A 24090-nucleotide genomic window follows, 5' to 3' on the forward strand; every position below is an offset into this window, starting at 1 on the left:
CGGAATATGGTTTTGCTGGTTTGGAGCAAGAAAAGCTGATCGCTTTTCCTGCTCTTTTTTTCTGCCCGCGTCCAAGTTTAACCACCCTCCGCGGATGGTCATAATGGGAATAACAGACTTTCATCCTGGAGGTAGCTCGCTTATGCAACGGCAACCATTCACGAATCGTTCGAGCTCCAATGACAACCAAATGCTGCCCGAGTACGCCAATATTCCGATCGATCCTTCGGTTGAAAATAATTTAGTACGGCTTAAACGCGATATGGGCGGCAGTGATGATCTCATTATGCGGCAGATCCACAATGAAGGGATAAATACGGCGGCTGCGGCGGTCGTCTATATCGACGGACTGTCCAACGCGATGGCCATAAATCAATACATATTCGATGTGCTGGACTATTCCTTGCCCCGCTATGACGGGGAGGACATGATGACGCTGGATGCGGGCTCTCTTGCGAAAAAGCTTCTGAACGGCATGGGGCCGGTTCGAACCGTAACCGACCTTGGCTCCCTTTACAAAAATTTGTTGTCCGGCCAAGCCATTATAATGCTGCGAGGGCATCAGTATGCTTACTGTGCAGATATCCGGGAATGGAAAGGCCGGGACGTTACGGAATCCACAAACCAGACGTCTATTCGGGGGCCACGGGAAAGCTTTACCGAGACGCTCCGAACCAATACTTCGCTCATTCGGCGAAAGATCAAGGACCCGCGTTTATGGATGGAGACGGTCACGATTGGTCATATGACCAAAACCGATGTGACTCTTATGTATATAAATGGGCTTGCGAAGCCGGATGTTCTTCAGTTGGTTCGCGATCGTCTGAGCGCAATCAAAATCGACGGCATTCTCGACAGCGGCTATATCGAGGAACTAATTGAGGATAACAAATGGTCCTTGTTCCCTACGATATTTAATACCGAGCTGCCGGATAATGTGGCGGGCCAGCTGTTGGAAGGGAGAGTAGCCATTCTTGTAGAGGGGACGCCTAACGTTCTGATTGCGCCTACCCAGATGGTTACTTTTTTTCAATCGACGGAGGACTATTACCAGCGTACCTTCTATGCCAGCTTATTGCGTATCTTGCGGTTCGGAAGCGTCTTTATCTCGCTTCTTTTCCCGTCCCTGTATATCGCCATTACGACGTTTCACCGGGATATGCTGCCCGCGTCGCTTCTAATTTCTCTAGCGGCGCAACGGGAAGGCGTACCGTTTCCGGCCTTTTTCGAAGCGCTGATTATGGAAATTACGTTCGAGATTCTGCGGGAAGCGGGTCTTCGGATGCCGCGCGCGATTGGTCAAGCCGTATCTGTCGTGGGTACGCTTGTAATCGGTCAGGCGGCGGTAGAGGCGGGAATCGTGTCCGCGGCAATGGTTATCGTGGTGTCTATTACGGCGATCTCCACGTTTACGCTTCCGGCCTACAGCATGTCGATACCGGTGCGCATTCTCCGGTTTGCCTTTATGGGCGTGGCGGCAAGCTTTGGACTCTTTGGCATCATAATGGGCTTTTTTGTCCTTATGCTCCATCTGTGCGCGCTGCGTTCCTTCGGAGAGCCGTTTATGGCCCCGTTGTCGCCATTTATAAAAACGGATATGCAGGATGCCTTATTCCGCTTGCCTAGATGGCTTATGTTCAAAAGACCGGAAACCTCTCTTAAAACCGACTCGAGCAGAATTCGAAAGAATTAGGAGGCCGACATCATGCTCTACAAGTTTGCCATTTCGATGTTATGCCTTCTTATGCTGACCGGCTGCTGGAGCAGGAGGGAGCTGAACGAGCTTCTGATTGTGCTTGGCGTAGGAGTGGACTGGGAGGACGGACATTATCTCGTGTCGTTTCAAGTCGTTAACCCGAGCGAAATCTCCAATCAGCAAAAAAGAGGCGACCGTCCTCCAAGTACTTTGTTTCAAGGGAGAGGGAAAACGCTGTTCGAAGCGGCAAGAGCGGTTACGGCGGAAGCGCCGCGCAAAGTATATGCCGGGCATTTGCAGATTTATGTCATTGGAGAAGAAGCGGCAAGAAGAGGCATAAACGAAATCATTGACAATGTTGCCCGCGATAACGAAGCAAGAATGGATTTTAATATTATCGTGGCCAAAGGAACGAAAGCGGAGAATGTTCTTAAGCTATATACGCCCGTAGAGAAGCTGCCTAGCTACAGCATGCAGCAGTCGCTGCAGACCTCGGAGAAAAACTGGGCGCCTACGATTGCCGTAACGCTGGACGAAGCGATAAACAAGCTTTCTTCGCAAGGAAGCGAGATTGCGTTAACCGGCATACGGGTCATCGGCAGCCCCGCAATTGGAGAAACGAAACAAAACGTAGAAAAGTTTTTGCCGCCAAGCCGCTTCCGGTATTCGGGCATTGCGGCTTTTAAGGAAGACAGGCTGATTGGCTGGCTGAACGAGAAGGAGAGCAGGGGCTATACCGATATTACGAATAATCTGGATAGTACTTCGATCGCTGTACCATGCGGGGAACAGCGATATTTAGGAGTTGAAGTGACTTCCTCGGATTCCAAAATCAAAACCAAGGTTGTAAACGGAAATCCGGAGGTTGAGGTATCTATCCGAACGGAAGGAAATATCGTCGAAAGAACGTGTACGGACGTTGATCTATCCGATCCCGCCACCATCAAGAAGCTGGAGGGACAGACCAAGCAAGCCATCCTAGGTAATGTGGAAGCCGCCGTGCAGCGGGCCAAGGAATTAAAGTCGGATATTTTCGGCTTTGGCACCCAGCTGGAGAAGGAGCATCCCGCCTACTGGAATCAGGTAAAGGATCAGTGGCGCGAGGAGTATTTTCCGCAGCTTAAGGTAACGTACAAGATTAAGATGTTTATTCGGGATACCGGCACGATAGAGAACAGTACGATCAGATAAGAAAGGGAGGGGGATCGAATGACATCCGTATTGGCGGTTCTGGCTTTGGCGGCAGGCGCTTTTTGGTTGGAGGCTCCAGGGCTTATTCGGCGTCAGCAATTCCGGGAGCTTTCTGCATTCCTTGTCCTTCTTCTTATCGGAACTGTTTTGTACAGTCTTTTGATGCTTCAGCTTTCGCTCCCTAACCCGTTTATGCTTGTCAAATGGATGTTCCGCTGGATGGGGACTGCAAAATCATTCTAGAGGAAAAGAAGGGAGGAGGAGGTTCGAAATGTCTATTTACTCGAATGCGAAAATATCGGTTAGACAGTTCGCGATTTTGATTATGATCGGTACCGTTGGAGACTCGATTCTGATCATGCCCACGATTACGGCCGCCTCCTCCAAACAGGATGCCTGGCTGTCGATGCTGCTTGCCTTTTTTGCCGGAATTCTCACGGGAGGAATATTTGCGGCTATTGCCAACCGGCTGCAGCGGGTAAGCTTGTATGAAGCCATCCGGCAACGATTAGGCTTATGGTTCGGAGGCTTCTTTTTTCTTCTGTTTATCTTCTCCTCGTTTATGTGCATCCTGACGCTGCTTAGCGAAATGAGCCAATTCATGACGACGCAATTAATGCCGGAAACGCCGGTTAACGCGATTATTTTGTTTTTCGGGGCTGTCATTATTATTGCTTACCGTTATGGCATTGAGGCTTATGCGAGAATGGGAGAAATACTGTTTCCGGTCATGATGGGACTGTTTGTGCTTCTTGTCGTTTTGCTGATGCCACAGATTAAATGGCCCAATATGCTCCCTATTATGGCGAGGGGGTTCCTGCCTATTATCAACGGGGCGCTTCCCGCGTATTGTACGGGTTTTGTTGAAATGGCTGTACTGCTCATGCTGGTTCCTTACGTTGAAGGCAACGGCAAGCTCACGAAACATATACTGAAAGGATTTATAGTTGGGGGCATCATCCTGTTTCTTATTGTTCTCATTAGCGTACTCGTATTAGGTCCAGCTCTCATGGAGACCAAATATTATCCGACCTTTGTGCTTGCCCAGAAAATTATGATTGGCCATTTCCTGGAGCGGATTGAGGCAGTGATGGCCTTTTTGTGGGTCATTACCGTATTTTACAAAACGCTGATTCATTTCTTTACGCTCACAACGGGTCTAGCGCAAGTGTTTCGGTTAAAGGAAAGCAAGATGCTGACTATTCCGCTTGGCATGATTCTACTTGTCTGCACGGTGGTTGGGACCCCAAACATTACAACCTACAATCAGATCCTGATTGATTATTACCCTTGGTTTGATTTGACCTTTTTCCTTGTTCTGCCGCTCATCATGCTATTTCTTATCATAGCTGTCAAACAGAAGCCGCCAAAGGTGCAGGGACAGCAACCGCAAGGGCAGCAGCCGCAGGGCCAACAACAGCCGCAACAGCCGCAGAAAAATTAGGCAAATGATTTTCCAAAAAACACTTGTTCCTTCCGCGGGATCATGTTAATATGACACTATAAATAATAAAACATGAAATATGAAATATTATTGAGGTGACAGGAATGGCCCGTTACAACTCCGAAGAAGAAGTCCTCGCCCATTACGATCCGAAGAAATACCGGACACCGGATGGCTATACGAGCGATATAGCGGTATTTACGATCATTAGCGAGCCAATCGCGCCTAATAAGCCGCCGAAGCGGACGATGAAGCTGATGCTGATCCGCCGGGCACGGCATGACCGTGACGGAAGTCCGAATATTGAAGGCGGGAAGTGGGCGCTGCCGGGAGGTTTTATCGATCCCGAGGAGGTTGCCTACGAAGCGGCGAAGCGCGAATTGTCCGAAGAAACCGGCGTAGAGGGGATTCATATCCGGCATTACGGGGTCTATGACAAGCTGGGCCGGGATAAGCGGGGATGGATCATCTCCAATGCCCATTACGCGATTGTGCCGGAGGATTATCTCGAGAAACGCAAGGCGGCCGACGATGCGGAGGAGGTGGCGCTCTTTACGATCGAGGAGATTAAAGAGCTGAAGCTTGCCTTTGACCATCGCGAAGTGATTGCGGATGCTTACGAAATGATTCGAAAGGATATGCTGCTCTCGACGGTTGCGCGCAGCTTCCTGCCGCAGGAATTTACGTTAAGCGAGCTGCAAAGCGTGCTCTTAACCGTTACGGACAGTCCGAAGGTAGCGAAGTATTCGACATTCCGGAACCGTGCCGAACGCCTCCCGTTTATCGAAGTCGTTCGAATCGACGGCGAAGCCAAAACCACATCAAGAAACTCCAAGCGACCATCGATTTTGTACCGTTTCAAAGAGGGAGAACCTCTGGAGTCGATCTACTTCTAAAGGTATTGTCACAATACCTGTTCTTTTTAATTTTATTATTTCATAAAACATGAAATAAGGAATAAGAGGAGATGGCTAGCAATGACTACGAATAATGAGCTTGTTACCTCGTTTAATCGTTTGTTCCGGGAGGCCGAGATTGGCGGGAAAAGCAGCGCCACTATGAATGCTGTACTGGCAGAAGCGGCAAAAGAGCAGCTTCCGCCTTCAGAATCGGATCAAGAGAAAATGCTTCTGCTGGTCATCGACCAGCAGAACAGCTTCATCGAAGGCGGAGACTTGGGGGTTCCCGGGTCGATTCAGGATACCATTCGGCTTGGAAAATTTATGTATAGAAATTTGCATAAAATCACACAAATCGCATTGACCAAAGACGTCCATACGCCGCTGCAGATTTTTCATCCTTGCTGGTGGATAGACCGGAATGGCAAGCATCCCGCACCCGTTGAAACGGTCATTACGGCAGAGTCGGTCATAAATGGGGAGTGGACGCCAGTCTTTTCGCCGGCGAGAAGCCTTGCGTATCTTCATGAGCTTAAGGCGGGAGGGAAGCGAGAACTCCGGATCTGGCCTTACCATTGCCTGGAAGGAACAAACGGCGTGGAGTTCGAGAGCCAATTCATGAATCTCGTCTACTTCCACACGGTGGCAAGAAGAAGCACGCCGGTTATTTTGGAGAAAGGGCAAGATCCGTTAAGCGAAATGTACGGCGCGTTCTATCGGGAGGATGGCGTGGCGAGCGACGCCAACCGGGCTTTTCTGGACAGCCTCACGGATTATAACAAAATTTATATCGCGGGTCAGGCACTCTCGCATTGCGTACTCGATACGCTGAAGCATATTTTGGAGCATCATGCCGAGAACCGGGCATTAACCGAAAGCATTCATTTGCTGACGGATTGCTCGAGCCCGATACCTGGTACGGAAGCTTTAACGGACACGGCGATTGAGGAGCTAGTTAAGCGATACGGCATTCAGCTTGCGACAGCGGAAGGCCTGACGATATAAGCATAAGTTTACGGAGGTAACGGGACATGGACAACGTACAGCAAATCAACAAATACGCGGACGACAGCCTTGCGCTGCACACGGACTTATACCAGGTTAATATGGTGGAGACTTATTGGGCGGAAGGAATGAGCGAGCGCCGTGCGGTATTCGAACTCTTTTTCCGCAAGCTGCCTTTCGGGAACGGTTATGCGATCTTTGCGGGACTGGAACGGATTATCGAGTATGTGCAAAGCTTCGGGTTCACCGATTCGGACCTGGCCTATCTGCATGATGAGCTTGGTTATGAAGAGGATTTCCTTGCTTACCTGAAGCAGCTTCGCTTCACCGGCAAAATTACCGCGATGCGCGAAGGAGAGCTGGTCTTCGGCAATGAAGCGATCCTCCGGGTGGAAGGCACGTTGGCCGAAGCCCAGTTTATCGAGACGGCGCTGCTTAATATCGTAAACTACCAGACGCTGATCGCGACAAAAGCCTCGAGAATCCGCAATGCCGTTGGAGATGCGCCGCTTCTCGAATTCGGCACGCGCCGCGCTCATGAAATGGACGCCGCGCTATGGGGCTCGCGGGCTGCTATCATCGGCGGCTGCGATGCGACCTCGAACGTGCGCTGCGGCAAACGGTTCGGAGCAAAGGTATCGGGCACGCATGCTCATGCGATGGTGCAAGCGATGCTGGACGAATACGAAGCGTTCCTTCGTTACGCGAAGCGGCAGAAGCAGATGAACCGCAAATGCGTCTTCCTGATCGATACGTACGATACGCTTAAATCGGGCATTCATAACGCGATCAGAGTCGTGAAGGAGCTTGGCATCAAGGATTTGTTCGAAGGAGTCCGGCTTGATTCGGGCGACCTGGCCTATCTGTCGAAGGAAGTCCGCAAGCTGCTGGACAAAGCGGGTTTTAAAGAGACCCGAATTTATGCCTCGAATGATCTCGATGAATATACGGTCCTGAATTTGAAGTCGCAGGGCGCGGTTATCGATGCATGGGGTATCGGAACAAAACTGATTACGGCGTATGATCAACCGGCTTTAGGCGCAGTCTATAAAATTGTGGCGATAGAAGATGATCATGGAAAAATGGTCGATACGATCAAAATTTCGGGCAATCCCGAGAAAGTGACTACTCCGGGAAGGAAAAAGCTGTACCGGATCATTAATCTGGTGAATCACCGCTCGGAGGGCGACTATATCGCGCTGGAAGAGGAGAAGCCGCAGGAGGAAGGACGCCTCAAGATGTTCCATCCGGTGTACACCTACATCAGCAAATTCGTAACGAATTATGAAGCGAGAGAGCTTCATGCGGATATTTTCGTAGATGGAAGGCTGGTTTACGAGCTTCCCGGGCTTTATGAGGTGCAGGCTTTTGCCAAAGGAAATCTGGAGCTGCTCTGGGACGAATACAAGCGGAACCAGAATCCGGAGGATTATCCGGTTGATCTAAGCCAGCGCTGCTGGGACAACAAAATGAATCTCATCCATGCGATGAAGGAGAAAGCGGAAGGAGTGGCCAAGGAGACATGACGACAAAACCTCGGAAAATCGGCATCTACGGATCTTCTTTCGACCCGATCACGAATGTGCATTTATGGACGGCTTCGACGGTGGCGCACCGCAAAAACCTGGATTTAGTGATCTTTCTGCCTTCCTCCAGCATGCGCCATGACAAGAAAACGAACACTAGCGACGAGCATCGGGTGAATATGATTAAGCTTGCGATTCAGGATAATCCGAAGTTTGTTTTTGATCCTTACGAGCTTACGGTGCTTGCGGGCATGCAATACACATTCCATACGATGAGGCATTTCCGCGAGCAATATCCGGAGGATGAGCTGTATTTTATTATGGGCGCGGATCTTCTGGTCGATATCGCGGACGGCAAATGGTCGCATGAGAAGGAATTGATTGAGGAAAATAAGTTTATCATAATGGCACGTAATGGAATCGACATGACGGAAGCAATCTCCCGTTCGCCGCTGCTCCGCAATCATGACGACGGACGGTTCCAGCTGATGAGCAAAGGGCTGGCCATGGAGATCAGCTCGACCTACATCCGGGATGAATTCAGCCGGGGCGGGGAGCCGAGATATTTGCTGCCGGATTCGTGTTATGACTATATTAAGCAAAACAGCTTGTACCGCATTTAACGATCAAAGGAGGCGCTTGGCGATGACCTTGCAGCAGCAAATTATTGAGAAATTGGGAGTAAAACCGCAGATTGACGCGCAGGAGGAAATCCGGAGAACGGTGGATTTTATTAAAGATTACGTAACCTTTGCGCGAAAAACCGCCTTGGTTCTCGGTATTTCGGGCGGACAGGATTCGACCCTTGCCGGCAAGCTTTGCCAAATGGCGATGAATGAATTAAACGACGAAGAGGGAGTAAAGACCTATCGTTTTATCCCCGTCCGGCTGCCTTACGGCAACCAAAAGGATGAGCAGGATGCGCAGGATGCGATTGCTTTTATCGGGGCCGAGGGCTTCATCACGATTAATATCAAGGCAGCCGTTGACGCCGGAGCAGCGGAATACGAAGCCCGGACAGGGAAGAAGCTGAGCGACTTCACGAAAGGCAACCGGAAGGCTAGAGAGCGGATGATCGCCCAGTTCGAGATTGCGGCGGAGGAGAACGGGCTGGTTGTCGGAACGGATCATGCGGCCGAGGCAATCACGGGCTTTTATACGAAATTTGGCGACGGCGCGGCGGATCTGACTCCGTTATACCGTCTCAACAAGCGGCAGGGAAGACAGATTCTGAAGGAGCTTAACTGCCCGGAGCATCTGTACCTGAAGACCCCAACCGCAGACCTTGAAGAGGATAAGCCGCAGCTTGCCGACGAAGTGGCTCTGGGCGTAACTTACGACGATATCGACAACTACCTGGAAGGCAAGGAAATTGGCGAAGACGAGCGGCAAAAGATCGAAAACTGGTATATCCGGACGATTCATAAACGGGAGCAGCCGGTGACCGTATTTGACCGTTGGTGGAAAAAGGTTGACGGAAAATAAGAGCTTCAAGGCACGAAGCCTATCCGGCATTCGCAAGAGTGGCGGGTAGGCTTTTTGTCATGCTGAGCGGCGTTAAAGGTATAGGTCATTAATACTAAATCCAAATAATTGCAAGAGATTGTTTTTATTTTCGAAAAAATCTGCTATTCTACTGGTGATCAGCTAATGGATTGGGGAGTGATAACTTTTGAAACCGGTTACAGTGTATGATATTGCGAAGGAAGCGAATGTATCGGTTGCAACGGTATCGCGGGTTTTGAACAATACGGCCCCTGTAAAAAAGTCAACGAGAGATCGTATCGTGGAATTGATGAACAAGTACCAGTTTCAGCCTAATGCATTAGCCCGAAGCCTGTCCAAGAAGGAGACGGGGATGATCGGGATTATTTTGCCGGACATTACCAATCCGTTCTTTCCGTCCGTACTGGCCGGGTTTGAGCAAGAGGCGAGAAACAAAGGCTACACGTTCTTTCTATGCGATACCGTTTCGACAAACGGGGATTCGAAGGAGCAATACGAGCGCGAATCGCAGTATCTCAGCCTGCTTATGGAGAAACAGGTAGACGGCATCGTGATGATTGGCGGCCGGATTAACCTGGCCAAGCCTAGCGAAGCTATGGTCAGCGAGGTTGTTGATATCAGCAAGCGCGTGCCGACTTTGCTTATAAACGGCCATTTGCCCGGGCAAAACATTCATTCCGTTTGCGTTGACGAGCGGGAGGGGGCTGAGCTTGCCACGCAGCACCTGATCGATCTCGGCCATCGGGATATTGCGTTTGCCGGCGGCTATCAGAGTATGGCGAATACGCTTCAGCGTGTTCAGGGCTTTGTGAAGACGATGCAGAAAAATGGGCTTAAAGTACGGAAGGAATGGCTGCTGGACGGCGGCTTTACGGTGGAGAAGGGCAAGCTGTTCATGAATTATTTGCTTAGCTTGCCGGAGAGGCCAACGGCTGTGTTTTGCGCGAATGATCTGGTGGCCATTGGTGCTCTTAAAGCTGCCTATAATGCCGGCTTGCGGGTACCGGAGGATCTGTCTTTGGTCGGTTTTGACGATGTTCCGTACGCATCCAACAGTATTCCGGAGCTGACGACGGTGTCCCTTAAGTGTTATGACATCGGGAAATACGCGGCCGAGCAGCTGCATAAGATGATTGCCAAAAGCAAGGTAAGCAGGAAGGCAAAGCTGAGACCGGAGTTGGTCATTCGGGAATCAACGGCTCCTCCAATAGGCTCAAGGCTACATGGGCCAAATGGAATATTTAGATAAATATTTCAAAAAACTTTCTTGACAACGCTTTCATGTCTGATTTATTATCAAGGTGTCAAAGCAATGCACGGTTCGAACAAAAATGAAACCCGTTTCAATGCAATCGGCTATCATCATATTTTCCCATGAAATGCACGTAAGAATACCGTAAATATGACAGTTCATGTTGTTTCGGATCGAATGTGTATTTTATTTTTATCAAAAAATGAAACGGGTTTCATGAAACGGGATACATGTTATCGATCGGGGGTCGTCTAGAATGGGTTTGGATACACAGGCGATATCGGCAGTTCAGTTCGAGGCAGATGCAGTACGTATACACGGAGAACCCAAGCTGCTCTTAAGCGCCTCGCTCTTTTACTTCCGGATTCCGAGGCTGCTGTGGAAGGAACGGATGGAGCAGCTGAAAGCTTATGGCTACAACAGTATCGATGTTTACTTCCCTTGGAATTATCATGAACGACGGGAAGGCGAATGGGACTTCAGCGGTGAGCGCGATGTCGAAGCCTTCCTCGAAGCGGCAAGAGATGCGGGGTTATGGGTGATCGCAAGACCGGGACCGTACATTTGTTCCGAATGGGACGGAGGCGCGCTTCCTGCTTATCTGCCGGCACAAGGCGTCGAGATTCGGCAGAATGATCCCGTATTTCTATCCCGGGTAGCTGCCTGGTTCGACCGGATTATCCCTCTTCTGAAAGCCTATCAGGCTGACGAAGGCGGAACGGTTATCGCGGTGCAACTGGATAACGAGCTCGATTTCTATGATTGCAAGGATCCAAAAGGGTATATCGGCGCATTAAGAGATTTGGTATTGGCGCATGGGATTTCGGTTCCGCTGTTCGCCTGCGCCGGTCAAGGCGGATTGCTCCAAGCCGCAGGAATTGCAGAGGGAGTAGCCCCAACCTGCAACTTCTATCCGGATGACCGGGATCCCGAATTCGAGCAGAAGGTGCTCCATTACGGCGGGCTTATGGAGGAGCTTGGTTATCCTCTCCTCGTAACCGAGACAAACCGCGCGCATTATCTGCTTCGCCGATTGCTCGGCTGCGGCGCTAAGCTGCTGGGACCTTACCTTCAGGTATCGGGTACGGATTTTGGCTTTACGAACGCTACGAACAATTGGGGTAAGCCGCTTGCTTTTATGACATCGGATTATGATTTCGGCGGAATGATCTCGCCGGAAGGGCATATCCGGGAGGAAGCTTACGAAGGCAGGCTGCTCGGCAGACTAATCGAAGCTTACGGAAGCAAGCTGGCAGAAGCGATAGCAACCGGAGCAGCGGATGAGAATCTCATTCTCGCTGGTCAACGGAATAACATTGCCGGCCCGTATGTGCTCGAATTGAAGGACGGCGGCCAGCTGTTGTTCCTGACGAATCTGGATGATGAGGATAAGGAGCTTGCAATTGCCGGTTCGGATTCGTTTGTCCTGCGGGGAGGCCGATCGCTGGCTCTGCCGTATCAGGTTCCGTTAGCAGGCTGGGGATTGGAAGGAACATTGGAGCTATCGACAGCGGAGCTTTACTATGCGAAGCAAACGACAAGCCGCCTGGTACTTGCTTTCCATACCGAAAGCGCCGGTCAAATTCGACTCAGCAGCGAGGAGATAGCTGCCGTTGAATCCGAGAACTGCGCGACAGACATGCAGGACGGTCAGTTAAACATCAAGTTTGATGGAACATCGGATGCCGTATGCCGGATCAATACCCGCAGCGGAGACATTTTGACAATTGCGATCCATGATAAAGTAAAAGCGCTTTATATGGATGAGCTGGATGAAGAAGGGTTATTGCACACCTGTTCATCAGAAGTTCAATCTGCTGATAAAAAGCAAACGGAGGTCAGCAATTGGCAGCTTAGCTCCTTGAATGGAGCGGAGCCGATGACCCTGCCGGGGGCAAGGCAATCGAGATCTCAAGCCGCATACCTGGAACAAAACGAAATTTATCGAGGGTATGGCTGGTATGAAGCAGCTGTTCCGGCTGATCGAGCGAATGCGGCGGAAGGTGTACTGATTCAAAACGGCAGCGACGTCATTTCGCTTTACGCGGATGGCCATTACGTTGGAACTACGGTTCCCGGCGGCAGCAGCAGTTATCTTCCGTTAACGGAAGGGCTGAAGCAGGGCAAGCTGGTTGCCCGAACGGAAATCTGGGGACATTCGAACTTCGATGATTCCAGGCTGCCGGGCTTAAAGCTTAACGCTTTAAAAGGTCTTACAGGCATGACGCTAGTAACAGGGCAGCATGAGATGAGCCGTAATTGGAGCGTGTACCGCGCAACGGACCGAACGATTCGGCCTGAACTTACGGCGGAAGCTGACCGGAAGCTGTGGCCGGTTGTGAACCTGGGCGGCTGGTTATCGCCAGATCATCCCGCCTTCGAATATTACCGGAAAAGCTTTATTCCCGGAGAACAAGCTGACAGCTGGATCCTTCACTTCGAAGGGATGCAGTCGACGGCGAAGGTGTTTGTAGATGGGAAGTGGGCTGGAGATGTGGGACCATTTGATCCTTATCTTGACCTCTCCGATCAGCTCACAGCTGGGCAGCCGGCAGAGCTTGCGATCTTCCTCGAGAGAGTCATTGGGCTTCCTGCAGGAAGAAGAGCGGTTATGTATGAAGGAGTCAAGGCAGTGAACTGGGTGATCAGCGGGGCGGAAGAGCCCGAGCTATCGGCCCATGCGAATGCAGCTCGTTCACAGTCGCAGGTTACGGAGCTTCCCGTGCAGCTCGAGGCGGGTCAGACGGCATGGCTGTACAGCACCATTCCGAATTCGGATAACGGCAAGGGATGGCGCGCAGCGGTTTCCGGATCGGGACTTAAGCTGACAGTGTTTCTCGAAGGACGAATCGTTGGGCGGATTTGGACGCCAGGCGAAGAAGGGCGGCCGGTTATTACCGGAGGCAGTCCGCAGTCGGTTTACTTGCCGGGCGTTTGGTTTAACAAGAAGGAAGGCGAGCTTGTCATCCTCTTGGAAGCCGTAGATCAAACAGCACCTTGCAGGCTGGATGCCATTAGGCTTCAAATGGTCTAGCCGGAAGACACAGGCTAGAAATTAATTAGTAGTGGGTAAGGAGGTCTTCACATGGAAAAGGTTATACAACCCGTTGTCCATAGTAAACCGCGTACGGAGAGCTCGGGCCGGATGAAACGGTTCTGGAACAACAAGACTTTGCTTCTGATGTGTTTGCCGGCAATTGCATTCTTCATTGTATTTGCTTATCTGCCGATGCCGGGCGTGTATCTGGCGTTCATTCAGTACAATTACGCGGACGGCATATTCAAAAGTCCGTTTGTTGGCTTAGATAACTTCCGCTTCCTCGTTATGAACGGCGACTTGTGGCGGCTGACCTTTAATACCGTAGCTTATAACCTTGCCTTTATCTTGCTTGGCAACGTGCTGCAAATATTCGTAGCTATCCTGCTTAACGAGCTGCGCCGCAAATGGTTTAAGAAAGTAGCTCAAACCTTATTGTTTCTTCCGCATTTTATCTCTGCCGTACTGATCGGTCTGATCGCGTACAACATTCTCAGCTATGATTACGGCCTGTTGAACCATGTGCTTGCATCCATCGGCATGGATCCGGTTAAAGTCTATTCCAATTCACATGTATGGCCGTTCATCATCGTATTAACCTACTTATGGCAGTCAACCGGTTATGGCTCTATCGTCTACTTCGCAGCCATCATGGGTCTGGATAATGAAATTATTGAGGCTTCTGAAATCGATGGTGCAAACGCTTTCCAGCGGATTATCTACATCGTTATTCCATGGCTTAAGCCAACGTTCATCATCTTGCTGCTGTTCTCGCTTGGCGGCATTATGAAAGGCAACTTCGGTTTGTTCTACAACTTGGTTGGGGCAAACAATACGGCATTATACTCGACGACGGATATTATCGAAACTTATGTATTCCGTTCGCTAATGACGAACTTCAACTTCTCTATCGGCAGTGCGGTTAGCTTATATCAATCGGTGTTCGGCTTCGTAATCGTTATAACGGCCAACTGGCTCGTTAAAAAGACGTCGCCAGAAAACTCGTTATTCTAGGGGGTGCTGACATGGAAGAGAATATCGTAGAATCCAGAAGCATTCGGACTGATGCGAGCGAAGTCATTGTCAGAACGTTTGGCTACGTCGTGATTTCCATCTTTGCGCTTTGCTGCTTGCTGCCATTCCTTCTCATCTTAGGTACATCGTTTACCTCGGAATCGGCTATCAAGAAATTTGGCTTTAACTTCTGGCCGAAGGAATTCAGTACCTTTGCTTACAAAATCGTATTCGAGAATCCTGACATCATCGTAGGTTCTTACATTGTAACAATTCTGCTTACCGTGGCCGGTACGGCTATTGGCTTGTTCCTTGTCGCGATGACCGGTTACGCGCTGCAGCGTCCGGACTTTGGCTACCGGAACGGAATCTCGTTCTTTATTTACTTTACGACTTTGTTCTCCGGCGGTCTTGTTCCTTTCTACCTTCTTGTCACTCAATATTTGAGCCTGAAGGACAATTATTTGGCCGTCTTGCTGCCAGGGCTTCTCAGTCCGTTCCTGATCATTATGATGAAAAGCTTTGTCCGCTCCATCCCGCATGCCATTACGGAATCGGCCAAAATCGACGGAGCAGGGGACTTTACGATTTTCCTGCGGCTGATCTTGCCGATGACGACTCCGGCTCTTGCGACAATCGGTTTGTTTATCGCGCTTGGTTACTGGAATGAATGGTATAACTCGATGCTGTTCCTGTCGCCGAACATGGAATACCGTCCGCTCCAGCTCTTCTTATATAACGTTGTTACCAGCGCCGACTTTGTCCGCAACTCTGCGGCAGCCTCCAACGTCTCGCTTCGGGATGTGCCGCTTGAGTCCATGAAGATGGCAACGGCCGTTGTTGCAACCGGACCTGTTATCTTGTTCTATCCTTTCGTGCAACGCTACTTCATTAAAGGTATTACGGTAGGCGCAGTTAAAGGTTGATGTGCCGAAGGCCACAGGGCCTCTTCACATAACGGGCAAAGCCCAAATTATTAAAAACAAAGGGGAGACGTGCATGTTTAAGAAAAGTTCCGCAATCTTGCTGTCTATCTTGATGGCTTCCAGCTTGGCAGCCTGCTCCGGTAATAACAACAAAGATAATAAACCAGCAGACTCCGCTAAACCAAGCAACAACGCAAGCACCAACACGGAAGGATCAACAAACACTGGCGGCGATGCCGCGGTTGACACTTCAAAGTTCGTTAAAATCACTTATATGGTGCTTGGCAACAAGCCGACAAACGGCCAATTCGAAAAAGTTCTTGCTGAAGTGAATAAAATCATGAAGGAAAAAATCAATGCCGAGCTGGAATGGAAATGGATCGAATGGACGGACTGGCAGACGAAATACAACCTTGCGCTTGCTTCCGGCGAACCAATCGACCTGATTACGATCGGTACCGACTGGCTTGATACATGGGGCAACGCTCAACGCGGCGCCTTCATGAACCTGGATGATCTGCTTCCAAAATACGCGCCTCAGACCTGGAATTCGATTCCGGAAAAAGATTGGTCTGAATCCAAATACAACGGTAAAATCGTCCTTATTCCTGAAGATCAATATACGCAATGGGTTAACCACGGCTTCTTCTACCGCGGTGACTGGGCAAAAGAAGCCGGTATCACGGAGCCGATCAAAGACTGGGATGGCATTGGCAAATACCTGCAGTACATTAAAGACAATAAGCCGGATGTGATCCCATGGGACGCTACCTCGGGAGTAAGTACGTTCGGCGGCTTCGATACTTCCTACACGGATAACCTTGAACTGCCAATCTCGACAGGTTACCTGCCGGTATTCACGACCAAATCGTATGACGAGAAATATACCGTTAACAGCCCTGTCTTCGAAGATACCATGGTGAAATACGCAACGATGATGAAAGAATGGGCAGACAAAGGCTTCTGGCGCGAAGACGTGCTGAACAACAAAAACGATACCCGTGCATCGCTGCGCGCCGGCCTGACAGGTATGGACCAGCATCATACGCAAACGTTCGGCGGTCTCCGCGTTCAAATGGATAAAGACCAACCGGGCTCCGATCTGCAAATGTTCCCGTTTGCCCGCCAAGGCGGCAACAACCTGCTTGAGCTGTCCATCACTCACGGCGGTACTTCCGTTGGCGCACACAGCAAAAACCCTGAGCGCGCACTGATGGCTTACGACCTGATCCGCAACGACGAGCAAATTTACCACCTGCTCAACTATGGTATTGAAGGCGTACAGTACGAAGTGAAAGATGGCAAACGTCAACAACCAGCCGGCTATGACGAAACAAAAGACGGCTTCTACTCCGACTTCTGGGGCGGCCGTGTCGACAAATTCGAGATTCCAAGCGTAACAACTTGGGATCAACTCGAAGAAACTTATTATGCTGAATATGACAAAATCAAAAAACCTTACCCTTACGGCCAATTCGTATTCGACAAAACGCCGGTTGAAGCCGAGCTGACAGCGATTACGCAAGTAACGGGCGAGATGGGTCCAGCTATCGCTTACGGTAAAGCAGGCGACCCTGTCAAAGCGGTTGAACAATTCCGCAGCAAGCTGAAAACAGCGGGCTACGATAAAGTTCTTGCCGAGCTGCAAAAACAAATGGATGCATTCAAAGCAAAAATGGAATCCGGTCAATAAGCAAGGAAGGAAGCCGGGATTGGACGCGAAGCGTCTGATCCCGGCTTTTTTAACTTTGCTTAGCCGGGAATAAGGATATCGATACGGGAATCATGCCGGTCCAAGGAATAGATGTCTTTCCAATACTCGATATCGATAGGCCTAGCACCAAGCGTGTTATTAATATAATCATACGTATCGCCAATCTCGGATTCCGGGCCTTCATGAATGATCTTCGTATATTGTCCTGAAGGTAAAGTATAAGTGGTCATGTCGGCGGGAATATTCTCAAAAGCGTTTACTTCGAAAGCAACCACATGCTGGTAGGGAGTGTCATGCGTCCATTGGCCATCCTGGTTATAGATCTGAATCAAATAAATGCCTTCCTTATTCCGATTCGGCAGCTCTTTCCTGCGTTCGGCCAGCTGCTCGCGTAATACGCCAACCATTCGCGACTGCAGAACGTTGTTAAGGCTTTCCCTAATGGAATAGCCAACCAGCTTGAGCTCTTCCTGATCAATCCTGTCGATCTGATAAGTACGCAAAATGTATACCTCCCATACATGGTAAATATAACCATAATTAGGATAACGAATATATGTTCGCTTGTAAAGGATAAGTTTTGATCATAACGTTTACGTTGACGTTAATATTATTGAGGAGTATGCTAATTATAGAAAGAAGGTTTGAACAAGCTTGGAAGTGGGTATTAAAAAGTTAGGGATTACATTTTGAAGGAGGCATCTCTTATGTACAATCATATCCTTGTTCCCGTCGACGGTTCGCAGCAGGCCAGCAAAGCTCTTGATCACGCGATCCATTTGGTGAAGGCGATCAATGCGCCGATACGGCTGTCTGTGATTCACGTTACGGGACGCGTCGCAATAAGTCAGGCTTTTGTTTATGTGGATGTGGGGGAGATGCTGGAGAAGGAAGAGAATGAAGTGCTTTCCGCGGCCGCTGCTCAGCTCAGAGACTCGGGAGTAGAGTACACGCTGCTTAGAGCAGACGGCGATCCGTCCACTCTCATCTGCAATACCGCGAAGGAGCGCAGTTGCGACCTGATTGTCATGGGCAGCCGCGGCGTGGGACTTGTCTCGGAAATTCTGCTTGGCAGCGTCAGCCACGGAGTATCCCAGCATGCTCACTGTCCGGTCCTGCTTGTAAAATAATAGATGTTAAGCTAAAAAGGCTGCCCGCGGGCAGCCTTTTTTCGTATTTGGTCCCTTTACGATGTGGCACATCGTTAAGAGATCGGAAGATGAGCTTTCGTTGATGCTTAACGATGTGGCACATCGCTAAGCCGACGGAAAATGACCGAATTCAATCCATATCGCATAAAAGCAGCTCTCTTAACGATGTTTCACATCGTTAAGGCGCCGAAAAAGTAGCAGTAGTCAATGTTTAACGATGTGGCACATCGTAAAGCACTAGTCTCTCTACTACACAATCCTGAAAATCGGCTGGATCGGGAAAAACTCCACCGGGACTTCCGGGTACCGCAGCTTCAATTCTTCGCTTAACGCGCGCATGCCGGGCTCTTCGCTTTCCGCGTGGCCCAGTGTCAGCAAGGCTTTTGCCCGGCCCTGATGCGCGGCATCCCGGATATATTCCGGCGTTTCCCATTCCGGACCTTCCCCGACGATAAGCAGTTCGAGATTATGGTCTCGCATAAACGGAATAGCGGTTGAAGCGCCTCCCCGGTAACCAACCAGAATGCCCGCACGGCTGACCGGGGTGGAGAGATCGCCCGTTATCCGGAGGAAAGGCATGCCAAGCTTTTGCTTCACATGCGCGGCAACCTCCGCGACCGTCATAGACGAAAACTCAAGAATGGCGGCGATAGGCAGCATTTCGGCCAAGCGGGATTCCCATTCCAACGCGGACAATAAGCCTGTCATAATCATGTCCGGCTGCTTGCGGTGACAGTAATCATGGTATCGGAAAATCGCGATTCCGCTCTCATCAATAAGCTGCAGCTTTTGCGCAAAAACCGGATCGTTCCCGATCAGCTGTTTATCATGCCGGTGATTGTAGGAGAGAGGTTCATGCGTGATCAGAAGATTAGCTCCCGCCGCGGCCGCTTGTTCAATCACCTGTTGGGTTGGCATGAAGGACACGGCTATACCGGTTACTTCGGTATCGGGCCTGCCGGCCATCAGAACATCCACTGTGTCAGGAATGGGGGGGACCGATGCTCGTAAGGCGTCTATTACGGTCTGAACCTTTATCGGCATAATTTATTTTCCTTCCTTTTTGCTTGGATATATTTTTTCGCCCTTCTCCAGCATTTCGATAAACTGCTGAATCTTCTTCACCCGAGTCTCTTGCTTTTTGACATTGTGAATGCGGAACAATATCGCGTACCGGTTCTGCTTGTCCAACGTTTCGAAAAACTGCCCAGCCCTCTCGTTGCGCGCCAGCTCAAGGGCGAAATCCTCCGGAATGGCAGCGTTGGACTGCGATTCGTACGCTTTGTCCCATAAGCCGTTCTGCTTCGCCGCTTCGATGGCCTTAAGACCGCTTGGCTGCATTTTTCCCGCGGCGATAAGGACTTCGACTTTATCTTTATTGATCTGCGACCAAATGCTTTTTGCGCCTCTTGGCGAAAAACGCTGAATCCAGCTTTCTTCGTCATGCTTTCTTTTATGGCTGTCGATCCAGCCGTAGCATAAGGCAACGTCCAGCGCTTCATGGTAAGTAACCGAGGGGAGGGACGCATTTTTTTTCGAAATATGCAGCCAGATGCCGGATGACTGATCGTATTGCTCGGCGAGCCATCGCTCGAAAGCCGGCTGATCCGGGAAGTGGAGAATAGGCAGCTCTTTTGTGCTCATTGTACAAAACTCCTTTATGCCGTTTCCTTCCAATATTATAGCATTGCTGAAGCAACCGTATAAGTCTTGAGTTTACAAACTTTTCCTATAAAATGAGGGTACCACCCGCGTATATGGCGGGGATGAGCGAAAGCGGGGAGCGGACCAATGAGCCAAGTTAGAGCTATTCGGGAGCATGAACTGCAGGAGCTTCTGGATTTATACCGTCATTTGATCCCGAACGATCCGGAGCTCCAGGCTTCGGATGTTCAAGAATTGTGGAGTCGGATCCGGGAGGATCGCAACATGCATTATCTGGTTGTAGAAGCGGACGGTCGGATAGCGGCAGCCTGCGTGCTGGTTATTATTCCGAATTTAACAAGAGGGGCAAGGCCATACGGACTGATCGAAAACGTGGTTACCCACTCCGATTTCCGCAGGAAGGGCTACGGAACCGACGTATTGCGGGAGGCGCTTGCTATCGCCTGGAAGCAAAATTGCTACAAGGTGATGCTACTGACAAGCTCCAAACAAGAGGGTACCCTTACTTTTTACGAAAAGGCCGGTTTTGTAAAAGGGATTAAAACGGGATTTATCGCGAAGCCGTAACCAGAAGGTTAGGAGGGTTAAATTGAAACCCGCTAAACGATTAACGAGCATGATCGTGTATGGCTGCCTGATCATCATAATCGGGATGGCCGCTGCAGCAGGCATATGGTATCAGCAAACGGAGCCGCTTAATACCGACGGGCTGTCCACCTTTACGCCCCCTGACGGAAAACCTCCGGAGTATGTTGTTGGTCTGGTGAACAAGGGGTTCCGGAAAATCGACATCGTTAGCGTAACGATTAACGGAGCTTCCCCATCCGTCCCCGTGCAGTTAGGCATTACTTATGATTCAGGACAGTTTGTGCAGGTGATGCCTGAGCCTGTTCCGGAAATCGAATTTATGGGAATACACGATTCATCCATTTACCCGGCTCTTGCCGGTGACGAGTTAAAGAAGGCTATTATGAAAAAAGCCCATACGCCCATTCTTTACGGAATTCGTTTTTCCGCTGAAGAGGGGTCGGTTCACAGCGTTACGGTTAAATATAAGTATCTGGGATTTACGAAAAAGCTTACGGTTACGAGATGGTTTGATAACAACCGCTAAGCTTATCCGAGCTACGTACGGTTTAGAAAGAAGTAAGCTAACGTTAATCAATCCGGAACACGGGGCCTTTCGGATAAAAGGGCAGATGCTTGCCTTTCGGCAGCAGATAAGCATGATCCCGCTTAACGCGCAGCCGGTCGCATTCGCCGTCGGTGATGATCAAGATCGGGCCGTTGTTCGGAAAATCCTCGGCACGCTCCAGAAGATCGATAGCCGGCTGCAGAATGGTGCCACCGCGTCCCTTTACCTTCACCCTGTCGCTGATCAGATCCGGAGACATATAACCGGCGTCATACGGGGCGGCATCGCAGAAGACAATGCGGGCCATCGGCACGTCGCGGGCTGCGGAATAACTGGCAATGGCGCCAAGGCATTTGGCAAGCAGCTTTTTATCCATAGAGCCCGAGGTGTCCAAAATAACGCCAAACGTCCGCCCGTCCTCGGCGCTGCCCGAGTCGACCCATAGCGGCCTTGGAATATCCGGCGTGGAAGACTGGCGCCTCGAAACGCGGGAGTAGGTCCGCTTCTTCTCGAGCGGCGTGAAATAGTGGTCAAACCATCTGGCGAGCTCAACATCCCATTTGATCGGGGGCTGGCCTAAGGCGCGGATCTCCTCCACCAGACCGGAAGGAAGATAACCGCGGCTCTGTTCTTCGTGATAGATCAGGCCTTGCTGCATCGCATTGCGACAGAAATCGTCCAGACGTTGTCCTTCGCGGGCATCCCGGAATCCGGGCGACCCGTTATCTAAAATATCGCCTAATCCGTTTCCGCGCAGCGTCGCCAGCTTGCGGTAAACCCGTATGTCGGCGACCATCCGGTCATAGATCGATTCGGCGCTAAGCCCCTTCAGCTCAGGATCCAGCATTAAACCCACGCGCGGATATTCCCCGATCTTCATCTCGACAAGCCAGAGATTAATAACATAATCGCAGGCGATATTCCATAAATAATGGTCGCGCCCCATGCAGCGCTCATGATGCTGGAGTCCGGCGTGCAGAAGCTCATGCGCCATGACGAAAAGCGTCTCATCATCGGTAAGTCCGGCAGCCGGATTCATGTAAATAACTTGGTCAACGACATTAATCGCGGCAATAGAGATTTGGAGCCGCTGGCAAAGCTGTGCATCCTCAATAAGCTTAAAACCGGCGGCAAGCGCCCCAAGAAGCGGATAGTGATCGATAAACCAGCGCTTGGCTCTGGCTGCGGCGGTAAGCGAAGCCGATTCCGAGGTGATCGAGTCCAGGTGTCCGCCGGCCACGCTGACCGCTCTCGTCACGGCATTGGCCAGACCTTTTGCCAAATAAGCTTCCCAATCCGGTTCCTTGCCGGAGTAATGATAGGAATAGGATTCTTTATCGTTATACTCCATATCACCGACAGAAGGGCCGGCCGTGCCAACGAAGTTTAGCGCCGGAGGCAATCCGCGCTCCATGAAATAGGAGTACAGCTGCTGCTCATCCCGTACCGGAAGATCGAACCTTGTTTCCATATCGGCAGGCGGAGTTCCTATTTTCAAATCTTGAAGAAAGCGGGCTACATAAACATCGCAGGCGGCATTCCAATAATGCGGCTTTTCGTGTTTGACCTTGAAATGCCCCAGTCCGAGATGCAAAAGACAATGGGCGAGCACATAGATCCACTCGGAGGTTTCCCCGCGTCTTTTGGGATGAAGGTAGATCGTTCCTCGGAGTGTAACTTTAGCCCACCCTGTCTCCGGGTAAGGGGAGCTTTCTTGACGGATGATGCGGACGCGGGAAGAGAGCGGCGAGAAAATCGGATGATCGGATATGTACTGAATAGCCTCGTTTACCTGTTTTGTGGCCGGATCTGCTATTTTTGTTTTTTTGGGCATCGGGCAATCACCGGTCCTTCACGGCAAGTCTAGGCAAGTCCCGGACGATCTCAACCATCAGCCAATCCGGAATATTGTCCTCCTGCTCATGCTTGGCTACGACCATTTGGGCAATTTCAAACGAGATCATGCTCAAATCCTTGATCAGCTTTTTGGCGTTATGCGCAAATTGACGATGAGACTCTCGAATTTGCTCTTTATGAGCCGGCAGCTCTTTGACGATCTGGGAGCGGAATGCCTGGGCAAGGAAATAGAGAACATCGCGGTCCTCCGGATCAGCAGGGAAACCTACTTTTCCTTCTATAATCTGATTCAGCTGATATTTGCTGCTCCGATTTTTGTAAAAGGCTTTAAATTGTACGGCGTGCGCGGGAGTAAGCGCACCGCTAGCCAAAATGCCGACAAGCTCGGGCGTAATCGCATCTCCGAATTCATGCAGCGCATCCGAGAGCATATGCCAGGAGCGTGGCGTCGAGAAGGTCTCTTCACTCTTAGGCGGAGCGCTCCATAAATGATCGGGTCTCGTCTCCAAGTACTCGATCACGGTCGGATGCAGGGATGCTTCGTAAGCCCAGCCGATCCAATCTTTGAACGAGACATTTAACTGAACATGGAACATCCGGTTAATCAGGGCGGAGCTCATCGGTTTGACAATGGCGCTGTCCTGGGCGCGGTTGCCTGCACCGATTACGATCGAGCCTGCGGGCAAATGGTAATCTCCAATCCGGCGTTCGTGGATCAGGCTGTAGAAGGCTTTTTGCACTTCCTGCGAGCAGGCGTTAAGTTCATCGAGGAACAAGCAATAGGGTTCATCGCGAGCAATCATGGCCGGAGGACAGAATTGGCTTTTGCCGTCTCTAATTTGAGGAACGCCGATAATATCTTCAGGCGCCAGCTGCGAACCAAGAAGGGATACGCAGGGGAGACCCACTTGCTTTGCGAATTTTTCGACAAGCGAGGATTTTCCGATACCGGGTGCTCCCCAGATAAAGACGGGGCGGATAACGGAGACATTAAGCAAAACATCCATCAACTGCGTTGCAGTTACGGGTGAGGCAATATTCATAGACAACTCCTTGCAGCGTTTATTTTCTA

General features: G+C 50.4%; 22 protein-coding genes. 17 read left to right on the forward strand and 5 right to left on the reverse strand.

What is annotated here, in order from left to right; genetic code table 11:
• Positions 1 to 142 precede the first annotated feature (142 nt).
• The 14 genes from PGL01S_RS06420 (at position 143) to PGL01S_RS06485 (ending at position 17189) form a co-directional block, all read left to right on the forward strand.
• Entirely contained in the window at positions 143 to 1693 is a 1551-nt protein-coding gene (locus PGL01S_RS06420) for a spore germination protein (protein ID WP_127492632.1), read from the forward strand.
• Positions 1694 to 1705: 12 nt separating this feature from the next.
• Positions 1706 to 2887: a Ger(x)C family spore germination protein gene (locus PGL01S_RS06425; RefSeq protein ID WP_127492634.1), complete on the forward strand. Its 1182-nt coding sequence runs from the start codon at positions 1706 to 1708 to the stop codon at positions 2885 to 2887.
• Positions 2888 to 2905: 18 nt separating this feature from the next.
• Entirely contained in the window at positions 2906 to 3130 is a 225-nt protein-coding gene (locus PGL01S_RS06430) for a hypothetical protein (protein WP_015847063.1), read from the forward strand.
• A gap of 28 nt (positions 3131 to 3158) precedes the next feature.
• The gene (locus tag PGL01S_RS06435) at positions 3159 to 4331 is read left to right on the forward strand and encodes a GerAB/ArcD/ProY family transporter (RefSeq protein ID WP_127492636.1); all 1173 of its coding nucleotides are present in this window, start codon (positions 3159 to 3161) and stop codon (positions 4329 to 4331) included.
• Between the two features lie 104 nt (positions 4332 to 4435).
• The gene (locus PGL01S_RS06440; RefSeq protein WP_127492638.1) at positions 4436 to 5227 is read left to right on the forward strand and encodes an NUDIX domain-containing protein; all 792 of its coding nucleotides are present in this window, start codon (positions 4436 to 4438) and stop codon (positions 5225 to 5227) included.
• 81 nt (positions 5228 to 5308) lie between these two features.
• Positions 5309 to 6235, forward strand: coding sequence for a cysteine hydrolase family protein (locus tag PGL01S_RS06445; RefSeq protein ID WP_127492640.1), 927 nt, complete (start codon positions 5309 to 5311; stop codon positions 6233 to 6235).
• Between the two features lie 26 nt (positions 6236 to 6261).
• A complete protein-coding gene (locus PGL01S_RS06450) occupies positions 6262 to 7761 on the forward strand; it encodes a nicotinate phosphoribosyltransferase (RefSeq protein ID WP_127492642.1) in 1500 nt (499 codons plus the stop codon).
• Complete coding sequence (gene nadD / locus PGL01S_RS06455; RefSeq protein WP_127492644.1) at positions 7758 to 8384, forward strand: nicotinate-nucleotide adenylyltransferase; 627 nt, start codon at positions 7758 to 7760, stop codon at positions 8382 to 8384. Before PGL01S_RS06450 ends, nadD begins: the two co-directional genes overlap by 4 nt.
• A 22-nt stretch (positions 8385 to 8406) precedes the next feature.
• Positions 8407 to 9246, forward strand: coding sequence for an NAD(+) synthase (gene nadE / locus PGL01S_RS06460; protein WP_127492646.1), 840 nt, complete (start codon positions 8407 to 8409; stop codon positions 9244 to 9246).
• 187 nt (positions 9247 to 9433) lie between these two features.
• Entirely contained in the window at positions 9434 to 10516 is a 1083-nt protein-coding gene (locus tag PGL01S_RS06465; protein WP_127492648.1) for a LacI family DNA-binding transcriptional regulator, read from the forward strand.
• 259 nt (positions 10517 to 10775) lie between these two features.
• Positions 10776 to 13553 (forward strand): beta-galactosidase, encoded by a 2778-nt coding sequence (locus tag PGL01S_RS06470; protein WP_127492650.1) that lies wholly within the window; start codon positions 10776 to 10778, stop codon positions 13551 to 13553.
• 51 nt (positions 13554 to 13604) lie between these two features.
• Positions 13605 to 14570, forward strand: coding sequence for an ABC transporter permease (locus PGL01S_RS06475; protein ID WP_127492652.1), 966 nt, complete (start codon positions 13605 to 13607; stop codon positions 14568 to 14570).
• An 11-nt stretch (positions 14571 to 14581) separates the two neighbouring features.
• On the forward strand, positions 14582 to 15496 hold the full coding sequence (locus PGL01S_RS06480) for a carbohydrate ABC transporter permease (RefSeq protein WP_127492654.1): 915 nt from the start codon (positions 14582 to 14584) through the stop codon (positions 15494 to 15496).
• A 73-nt stretch (positions 15497 to 15569) separates the two neighbouring features.
• Positions 15570 to 17189, forward strand: coding sequence for a DUF3502 domain-containing protein (locus PGL01S_RS06485; RefSeq protein ID WP_127492656.1), 1620 nt, complete (start codon positions 15570 to 15572; stop codon positions 17187 to 17189).
• Between the two features lie 59 nt (positions 17190 to 17248).
• Here the strand turns inward: PGL01S_RS06485 and PGL01S_RS06490 are convergent, their stop codons facing one another.
• Positions 17249 to 17713 (reverse strand): GyrI-like domain-containing protein, encoded by a 465-nt coding sequence (locus tag PGL01S_RS06490; protein ID WP_164775391.1) that lies wholly within the window; start codon positions 17711 to 17713, stop codon positions 17249 to 17251.
• Between the two features lie 204 nt (positions 17714 to 17917).
• Here PGL01S_RS06490 and PGL01S_RS06495 point away from each other — a divergent pair, with 204 nt between their 5' ends.
• Positions 17918 to 18340, forward strand: coding sequence for a universal stress protein (locus PGL01S_RS06495; RefSeq protein WP_127492660.1), 423 nt, complete (start codon positions 17918 to 17920; stop codon positions 18338 to 18340).
• A 270-nt stretch (positions 18341 to 18610) separates the two neighbouring features.
• Here PGL01S_RS06495 and PGL01S_RS06500 read toward each other — a convergent pair whose 3' ends face one another.
• Positions 18611 to 19405: a Nif3-like dinuclear metal center hexameric protein gene (locus tag PGL01S_RS06500; RefSeq protein WP_127492662.1), complete on the reverse strand. Its 795-nt coding sequence runs from the start codon at positions 19403 to 19405 to the stop codon at positions 18611 to 18613.
• Between the two features lie 3 nt (positions 19406 to 19408).
• On the reverse strand, positions 19409 to 20005 hold the full coding sequence (locus tag PGL01S_RS06505; protein ID WP_127492665.1) for a YdeI/OmpD-associated family protein: 597 nt from the start codon (positions 20003 to 20005) through the stop codon (positions 19409 to 19411).
• A gap of 147 nt (positions 20006 to 20152) precedes the next feature.
• Between PGL01S_RS06505 and PGL01S_RS06510 the strand changes: the two genes are divergently transcribed.
• Both PGL01S_RS06510 and PGL01S_RS06515 read left to right on the forward strand, forming a co-directional pair.
• A complete protein-coding gene (locus PGL01S_RS06510; protein ID WP_127492667.1) occupies positions 20153 to 20593 on the forward strand; it encodes a GNAT family N-acetyltransferase in 441 nt (146 codons plus the stop codon).
• 22 nt (positions 20594 to 20615) lie between these two features.
• Complete coding sequence (locus PGL01S_RS06515) at positions 20616 to 21140, forward strand: hypothetical protein (RefSeq protein ID WP_127492669.1); 525 nt, start codon at positions 20616 to 20618, stop codon at positions 21138 to 21140.
• Between the two features lie 43 nt (positions 21141 to 21183).
• Here PGL01S_RS06515 and PGL01S_RS06520 read toward each other — a convergent pair whose 3' ends face one another.
• Positions 21184 to 22995 carry a vWA domain-containing protein gene (locus PGL01S_RS06520; RefSeq protein WP_127492671.1) on the reverse strand — a complete coding sequence of 604 codons (1812 nt, stop codon included), beginning with the start codon at positions 22993 to 22995 and terminating at the stop codon, positions 21184 to 21186.
• Between the two features lie 7 nt (positions 22996 to 23002).
• Positions 23003 to 24061: an AAA family ATPase gene (locus tag PGL01S_RS06525; RefSeq protein ID WP_127492673.1), complete on the reverse strand. Its 1059-nt coding sequence runs from the start codon at positions 24059 to 24061 to the stop codon at positions 23003 to 23005.
• Positions 24062 to 24090 lie beyond the last annotated feature (29 nt).

This window comes from Paenibacillus glycanilyticus NBRC 16618 (assembly GCF_004000805.1).
Taxonomy (GTDB): domain Bacteria; phylum Bacillota; class Bacilli; order Paenibacillales; family Paenibacillaceae; genus Pristimantibacillus; species Pristimantibacillus glycanilyticus.

What these genes read in the sequence shown, in the direction of transcription:
- PGL01S_RS06420 (WP_127492632.1), top strand. Translation starts at nt 143, where the DNA reads ATGCAACGGCAACCATTCACGAATCGTTCGAGCTCCAATGACAACCAA.
- PGL01S_RS06485 (WP_127492656.1), top strand. Translation starts at nt 15,570, where the DNA reads ATGTTTAAGAAAAGTTCCGCAATCTTGCTGTCTATCTTGATGGCTTCC.
- PGL01S_RS06520 (WP_127492671.1), bottom strand. Translation starts at nt 22,995, where the DNA reads ATGCCCAAAAAAACAAAAATAGCAGATCCGGCCACAAAACAGGTAAAC.
- PGL01S_RS06435 (WP_127492636.1), top strand. Translation starts at nt 3,159, where the DNA reads ATGTCTATTTACTCGAATGCGAAAATATCGGTTAGACAGTTCGCGATT.
- PGL01S_RS06440 (WP_127492638.1), top strand. Translation starts at nt 4,436, where the DNA reads ATGGCCCGTTACAACTCCGAAGAAGAAGTCCTCGCCCATTACGATCCG.
- PGL01S_RS06470 (WP_127492650.1), top strand. Translation starts at nt 10,776, where the DNA reads ATGGGTTTGGATACACAGGCGATATCGGCAGTTCAGTTCGAGGCAGAT.
- PGL01S_RS06480 (WP_127492654.1), top strand. Translation starts at nt 14,582, where the DNA reads ATGGAAGAGAATATCGTAGAATCCAGAAGCATTCGGACTGATGCGAGC.
- PGL01S_RS06425 (WP_127492634.1), top strand. Translation starts at nt 1,706, where the DNA reads ATGCTCTACAAGTTTGCCATTTCGATGTTATGCCTTCTTATGCTGACC.
- PGL01S_RS06475 (WP_127492652.1), top strand. Translation starts at nt 13,605, where the DNA reads ATGGAAAAGGTTATACAACCCGTTGTCCATAGTAAACCGCGTACGGAG.
- PGL01S_RS06510 (WP_127492667.1), top strand. Translation starts at nt 20,153, where the DNA reads ATGAGCCAAGTTAGAGCTATTCGGGAGCATGAACTGCAGGAGCTTCTG.
- nadE (WP_127492646.1), top strand. Translation starts at nt 8,407, where the DNA reads ATGACCTTGCAGCAGCAAATTATTGAGAAATTGGGAGTAAAACCGCAG.
- nadD (WP_127492644.1), top strand. Translation starts at nt 7,758, where the DNA reads ATGACGACAAAACCTCGGAAAATCGGCATCTACGGATCTTCTTTCGAC.
- PGL01S_RS06450 (WP_127492642.1), top strand. Translation starts at nt 6,262, where the DNA reads ATGGACAACGTACAGCAAATCAACAAATACGCGGACGACAGCCTTGCG.
- PGL01S_RS06445 (WP_127492640.1), top strand. Translation starts at nt 5,309, where the DNA reads ATGACTACGAATAATGAGCTTGTTACCTCGTTTAATCGTTTGTTCCGG.
- PGL01S_RS06500 (WP_127492662.1), bottom strand. Translation starts at nt 19,405, where the DNA reads ATGCCGATAAAGGTTCAGACCGTAATAGACGCCTTACGAGCATCGGTC.
- PGL01S_RS06525 (WP_127492673.1), bottom strand. Translation starts at nt 24,061, where the DNA reads ATGAATATTGCCTCACCCGTAACTGCAACGCAGTTGATGGATGTTTTG.
- PGL01S_RS06495 (WP_127492660.1), top strand. Translation starts at nt 17,918, where the DNA reads ATGTACAATCATATCCTTGTTCCCGTCGACGGTTCGCAGCAGGCCAGC.
- PGL01S_RS06430 (WP_015847063.1), top strand. Translation starts at nt 2,906, where the DNA reads ATGACATCCGTATTGGCGGTTCTGGCTTTGGCGGCAGGCGCTTTTTGG.
- PGL01S_RS06505 (WP_127492665.1), bottom strand. Translation starts at nt 20,005, where the DNA reads ATGAGCACAAAAGAGCTGCCTATTCTCCACTTCCCGGATCAGCCGGCT.